The organism is Clostridium sp. HBUAS56017 (genome assembly GCF_007115085.1).
Taxonomy (GTDB): domain Bacteria; phylum Bacillota; class Clostridia; order Clostridiales; family Clostridiaceae; genus Clostridium; species Clostridium cibarium.
In genome coordinates this window covers 1-7,928 of the sequence record NZ_SULK01000043.1, presented here as the reverse complement: position 1 = coordinate 7,928, position 7,928 = coordinate 1, and the positions used below count along the sequence as shown (strand labels likewise).

The 7,928-nt window shown below is 27.3% G+C and carries 2 protein-coding genes; both read right to left on the bottom strand.

What is annotated here, in order from left to right; genetic code table 11:
• On the bottom strand, positions 1-5,297 hold a 5,297-nt coding region (locus tag FAY47_RS19525; protein WP_143318602.1), incomplete at its 3' end, for a non-ribosomal peptide synthetase.
• A 116-nt stretch (positions 5,298-5,413) separates the two neighbouring features.
• Positions 5,414-7,928, bottom strand: a 2,515-nt coding sequence (locus tag FAY47_RS19520; protein ID WP_143318601.1) for a condensation domain-containing protein, incomplete at its 5' end; no start/stop codon positions are given.

Here is a 7,928-nt window from a genome sequence, read left to right as displayed (position 1 = left end):
TCAAACAATTCACAAATTGTTTTGTTCCTTGGATATTCTGTATAAGTATCATTGAATTCATATAATAATTTTTGCTTTTCTTCATTATCAATAATTTGTATTTCTTCTACTAGTAGTTGTTCATTTTTCCCTATTTGAGTAATTATCATTAATAATTGTTTAGTAAGTCTATCTATAAAATCACTATCATATACCTTCTTGTTATACATTATTTTAATACTTATATTTTCTCCAGGCATAGCTATTAGATTTAAATCATAGCTTGTTTGTTCGCTTCCTTTAAAATCATTTATGCAGAATTCTTTATCATCATTATCTTTTCCATATTCCTCTGGATAATTTTCAAATACAAATAAAGAGTCAATTAATTGTTGTTTTTTTGTAGTATTTTTTTGAACTTCGTACAATGGTATATATTCATATTTTCTTCCTTCATTATTTATGTTTTGAACTTCTTTTATAGATTCTTTTATCCTTTTTCCTGTCATGTCCTTAATTCTTACAGGTACTGTGTTTATAAAGATTCCAACCATATTTTCTACACCATTTAGATTTTCTGGTCTTCCTGAAACTACTGTTCCAAATACTACATCATTGACGTTACTATATTGTTGCAATAAAATACCCCATGAAGTTTGAATTACCGTACTTAAAGTAACTCCATTTTTTACAGTAACTTCTTCTATTTTTTTAGTAATATCTTTTTCTATATATATTTCTTTAGTTCCACGCTCATATTCTTTTGTTTGGCCAGTCAATTTTGGTAATCTTATCTCACTTTCATATCCCTTAAGATAATTTCCCCAATATTCTACCCCTTCTGCTTTATCTTGTTTTGATAGCCATTTTATATACTCATCAAAATCTTCATTACTCTTTAACTTTATATTCTCGCCTCTTCTTAAGCTTTCATATATATTAAAAAATTCTTCTGTTAATATTGGAACTGACCATCCATCAATTACTATATGATGATTTGTTATAAGTAATTTATACTCATTTTCTAGCATTTTTACTATACTGATTTTATAAAGTATATCTTTACTCAAATCAAAGCCCTTTGATATCTCTTCAGCCTTATACTCTTCATATTTTCTCTCTTTTTCTTTTGAACTTAGTGATGTAAAGTCTTTAACCCATACTTTAGCCTTTCTATTTTCCGTAACTACTTGACATGGATGAGCTTCACTATCTATTATTACTGTCCTTAACACGCTATAGTTTTCTAGAAGTATATTATAAGCTTTATTAAGTAGTTCTAATTCTAATTTCCCTTCAATATCCATTTCCAATTGGACTATATACGATGTTGTTTTTTTATTCTCTAAATATGTAAAAAACATACCTTCTTGCATTGGAGTTAATTTATTTATTTTTTGAACCCTTACCTCATTTCCCAGTTGCTCTCTTACTTTTTCTTTAATATTTTCAACATCGTCTATTGTGCATTCATTTATTCCATAATCAGATGGAGTATATTCTACTTCCTTCTTATCTACACAATAATCTATTATTTCTTCTAGACCCTCTTTTAAAATTTCTGCAAATTCTTCTATTGACCCCTTCTTAAAGGCATTTGTAATATACCCTACATCTATTAATAATTCTCCATCTTCAATAATACTATTTATATTTATATCATACTCTAACATTAAGTTATCACTAACTGCATTACCTGAACTTAATTTTGAGTATTCCAAATTATCTCTACCATTTATGTCCTCATCAAACTGCCCTAAATAATTGAAGCTTACAGATTGGTTTATATCAATATCTATAGATTCTTCATATTTAGGCTCCATTAGATATTTAATAATTCCATAACCTATTCCCTTATTCGGAATTTTTCTTAGGTTTTCCTTTGTTTCTTTTATAATTCTAGATATATTATCTGCTTTTATATCAAGTACTACAGGATAACAACTTGTAAACCATCCTACGGTCCTTGTTATATCAACTCCATCTATAAGTTCTTCTCTACCATGGCCTTCCATGTTTATTGCAACTTTACTTATATTTTTCCATCTTTTTATGGCTATACCTAATGCCGAAATAAGTATATCATTTATTTCTGTGTTATATGCTTTATTAGTTTCTTTTAATAGCTTTTGAGTATATTCCTTTGTTAATTTTACATTAATGGAACTATCATATATAATCTTATCTTCTTTTTCTTTAATATCATCTCTTATAACTTTCTCAACTTCTTCTTTTGCAAGGTTTGACCAGTATTTTAACTCATTTATCATTTTTCTACCATTTGCATAATTGTAGAGTTTTTCTGACCATTCCTTAAATGACGTTGTCTTCTTTTGGAGTATTGCTTCTTTTCCTTCACTTTCTGAATTATATATGGATATAAAATCTTCAATTATAATTCTCCATGATACACCATCTACTGCCATATGGTGTATTACCATTAATAAATGCGATCCATTTTTCGTTATAAATAGTGCAGCTTTTACCATCGGTCCATTTTTTATATCCATAGATGAATGTATTCTATTTGCTTCCTTCTCTATAGTTATTTCATATTCAGTATCTTCTCTTAAATCCTGTACTTCAAATTCATAAAGCTTGTCTTGTATTCCACTATTATATCCCTTTAAAATTCCATCTTCTTCTCTTACTACTAATCGTAGTACGTCATGATGTTCTACGATTTTTCTTATTGCCTTATCTACTATATCTCTATCAAAACCTTCTTTACTATATAACATAAATGCCTGGTTAAAATGATTCATACCATAGCCATACTTTTCTATATATTGTTTTTGTATTGGAGTGAATATAATCTCTCCCTCTACTATACCTTGCTCACAGTTGTTATTAATACTATCCACAATTACAGACATTTCCGCTATTGTACTATTTTTTAATAAGTAGTTTATATCAAGTTTTATGCCAACTTTTCTTAATCTTGATACTATCTGTATCGCCTTAATTGAGTCTCCTCCAAGGTCAAAAAATCTTTCGTTTATCCCAACTCTTTCTAAACAAAATACTTGTTGCAATACAGAAGCTATCTTTTCTTCTACTTCATTTCTTGGCGAAACATAGTCCACTTCTATTATTTCTGGTTTTGGTAATGATTTTCTATCTATCTTACCATTTTTACCTATAGGCATTTTCTTAAGATTTGTAATATAAGTTGGTATCATGTACTCTGGGAGATTATTTGATAGATATGTTTTTAGCTCTGCAGGATTAATATTCTCTCCAGTATAGTATGCACAAATTTGCTTTTCCTCTTCACCTATTACTACTACAGTTGCTTCTCTTACTTTTTTATTACTTAATATCACATTTTCAATTTGTCCAAGCTCAATTCTAAAACCTCTTACTTTAACCTGAAAATCTTTTCTTCCTAAAAACTCTATATTTCCATTTGGCAGCCATCTTGCAAGGTCACCAGTTTTATATATTATTTCTCCTAGCACATAGGGATTTTCTATAAATTTCTCCTTAGTTAACTCTTCTCTATTTAAATATCCCTTTGATACTCCATCTCCTCCTACACAAAGCTCTCCTACTACTCCTATAGGCAAAATAGAATTATCACCATCTAATATATAAGCTGTTGAATTTGATATTGGTTTTCCAATTGGTATAGAATCTACCCCCTCTAAATCTCCTTCAATATTATAAGTTGTAGATATTACAGAGTTTTCTGTTGGGCCATATGCATTAATCAATTTAATATTCTTATTTATCTTTTTTAAACTTCTTGTTTGTTTTATTGATAAGATATCACCTCCAACAAGTAAATATCTTACTTTATCAAATAATTTAAGCTTCTCTTCTGCAATTTTATTAAATAGCGCAGTAGGCAATAACATCATTGTTACTTTATTATCTACTACATACTCTTCAAATCTGTCTTCATCTAGTATTATTCCCCTATCTTCTATACATAATGTTATTCCATTTAACAATGCTGCCCATATTTGAAAAACTGAAGCATCAAAAGATAATGACCCCACTTGAAGCAATTTGTCATCTTCCTTAAACTTAATATAATTAGTATCTCTTACTAATCTTATTAATCCTGAATTAGTTATTTCTACTCCTTTAGGTTTTCCTGAACTACCTGATGTATATATAACATAAATTGAACTTTCTGGCTTACTTATTACTTCTGGATTTTCTACATTTTCATTTTTTACTTCTTCTGATTCTATATCTACAAATTCTATTTCATTAATATTGTGATTTTTTATGAACTCTTTTTTAGCTATTACAATTTTACTTTCACTATCATTAAGCATATAATTTATTGTTTCTTCAGGATATTCTTCATCTATAGGTAAATATATTCCTCCTGATTTCACTATACCAAGAATCCCCATTACTGTTTCTACACTTCTATCACATACAATACCTACAATTGTATCTCTCTTTACACCTTTTCTTCTTAAGAAATTTGCTATACTGTTTACTCTTTTATTTAATTCTTTATATGATATTTCTTCATTATTTGAAATTAATGCAATCTTATCTCCTGATTTTGCCTCTACTTCTTCAAATAATTCATGCACGCTCTTATCTCTTGGATATATAGCTTTTGTATCATTGAAATCATTAAGTATTAGACTTTTCTCTTCTAATGAAAGTATTTCTATTTCTCTTAATTTAATATCAACATTCCCCAAAACCTGTTCTAAAACTCTAACTATTTGATTTCCTAGACTTTCAATAAATTCTTCCTCTTTAATTTTGTACATTATATCTAATGTAATCAGAGACCCTTTTTTTGAGAAATTTATAATAATCGGTAATTGAAATTTCTTCAACTTATCTATATTATGTATGCTACTTAATATGCAGCCTATAGTGCTTATATCTAAAGCACTATTTTTTCCAAGATCCTTTATTATCCTTTTTATAGGATAATTTTGATTTTTATAACATTCTAATACCCTTTCTTTGATCCTCATTAACAATTCTCTGAAACTTATATCCCTTTCAATCTCTAATGGTATAATGACAGCATTATCTTTTTCATCATTATTTTTCTTCTCATAAATTGATGATAAGATGTTTATTTGAGTATTGTCATATTTATAAATCACCGCTTCTGTTATAGATAATAAAAAAAGGTATAATGCTAATTCTGACCCCCTTGATGCTTTCTCTAATCTTTTAGACATATCTTCAGATATAATAAAATTCTTACTATGATAACAATTTTCATTAGAAATATTTAGTTTTTTATTAAAGCTAGTTACATTTTTGCAAATAGCTGTAGTATTACCCCAGTACTTTTTTGCTTTAATTTCTTTTGAAATGCCACTCATTATTTTACCCCCTTAAATTTAGATAACTAATTACTATATATTATTTATATAAGGACATGAGATAAAACGCATTATGCATTTTATCTCCTATTACTTAAAGTATTTTAATCTCATTATTACAAATCAAATAATAAATCATCTAATTCATCATCTTGCCCTTCTTCAGTACTTTCATCATCAATAAGCCCTATATTCTTAATAGGCATTTGTGATTGTTCTAACATTTGAATAATAATATTTTCTAAGTTGGCTAACATTTCATCTATTGTCTCTTCTTTAAAAATAGATGAATCATATATAGATGATATTGTTAATTCTTCTCCTTCTGAAGCCACTATTGTCAACTCATTTTTAGATACATTTGTCTTCAAATCAAGTGGTTTAATTTTTGCATCTCCAATAGATTCTACTGATAAATCATCATATTCATATGAGAATATTACATCAAACAAACTATTATTATTAAGTTTTCTTTGTTTTGATAATTCTCCAACTAAACTTTCTACTGGATAATCTTGATTTTCAAATACACTTAAAAGTTGTAATTTTACATCATGTAAAAATTCATTTAAATTCATAAAATCCGTAATGTTGATTTTAATTGGTAATGTATTTACAAACATGCCTACTATATTATTAAGATCTGAATTTGTTCTTCCTGAAACTGGTGTTGATATAATTATTTTTTCTTTTAAAGTATATTTGTTCAATAGTATGCTTACTGCTGAAAACATAAATATGAATTTTGTTATCTGCATTTCCTTAACAAACTTATCTATTTTAGTTACAATTGTTTGATCTAACTTAATATTAATATCCCCACCTTTAAATGAATATTTATCTTCGCTATCATAATCTCTTGGTAAATCTAATTTTTCAATATTTTCGTCTAGATAGTTTAGCCAGAAATCCTTTTGCTTATCTATCTCTCCTGCTTTTATTAATTTATTTTGCCATTCTGAAAAGTCTTTATATTGTAAATTTAATGGCTCTAAGCTATTTCCATTATAAAGCTCAGCTAATTCCTTTATGATAATATTCATTGAAACACCATCTACAACTATATGATGTATATCCATAAATAATATGCTCTTATCATTAAGTTCCAATAAAACTACTCTAATTAATGGAGATAACCTTAAATTGAAAAGCCTTTTAAAATTACTAACTATATCCAATATGCTTTCTTCATTATCTTCATAATCTTTTTTATATCTTAAATATTCTATTTTAAAATCTACATTTTCATCTATTACTTGGTAAGTTATATTGTCTATAACAGTAAACCTTGTTCTTAAACTTTCATGCCTATCTATTAGTTGCCTAACTACATTTTCCAACTTTTCTTTATCTAGTTTTCCTTCAACTAAATATGCAGTTGGCACATTATAGTTATAGCTACTTGTATTAATTTGATTTATTATATACATCATATTTTGAGCTAATGATACTTCATAATGTGACTTTATTTCAGCTTTCTGTATTTCTTTAAAATTCACTTCTTCTCCATTTTCAAAAGTAGTAGCTGCCTCATTTGAAGATATGAGTAATTCTTGTAAATATAGCCCCATTGCTTCTATTGTTGTTTTTTCAAATACATCCTGTACTTGAATATTTATATTAAATTCTTTATTAATTTTATAAACTATATTTATAGCCTTTAGTGAATGACCTCCTAATTCAAAGAAATCATCTCTTAACCCTATTTTTTTTACACCTATAATTTCACTCCATATATCGGATAATGATTTTTCTATGTGGTTCCTTGGCTCTATATAGTTTGTACTAATCTCTACTTCTGCCTTAGGTAAAGCTTTTTTATCTATTTTTCCATTTGGAGTTAATGGCATCTTTTCTAACCTCATAAGGAAAGATGGCATCATATAATTTGGAAGTTTATTTGAAATATATGTTCTTAATTCTAATTCTTCAATTTCTGCTCCTGTATAATATCCACAAATTTTCTTTTCATCGTCTTCATTTACAACTACAACAACTTCTTTTACTTTTTTATTAGATAAAATTGCATTCTCAACCTCGCCAAGTTCTATTCTAAATCCTCTTATTTTCACTTGAGAATCTATTCTTCCTAAAAACTCTATATTACCATCTGGCAAAATTCTAGCTAAGTCACCTGTTTTATAAATTCTCTCCCCTTTTACTAATGGGTTGTCTACAAACTTTTCTTTTGTTAATTCAGGTTTATTTAAATATCCTCTTGCTAAACCGTCTCCAGCAACACATAACTCTCCACATACTCCTATAGGTTGTATCTTGTTATTATTAATAATATAAACCTTTGAATTACTAATTGGCTTACCTATAGGAATATTTGAAGGATACTCTCTATCTATTAAGAAAGTTGTTGAAAAAGTAGTATTTTCTGTTGGTCCATATCCATTAATTATTTTTATATCTTTACATTCTTTCATGACCCTATTTATATGGTTTATAGATAACTTATCTCCACCAACTAATAAACATCTTATATTCTTAAACATATGCGGTCTTTCATTTGACATAAAATTAAATAAGGAAGCTGTTAACCATAATATTGTTATATTATTTTCACTTATATACTTGTCCATTTCTTCCATATTTAAAATAGTATTTTTACTTACTAAATGTAGC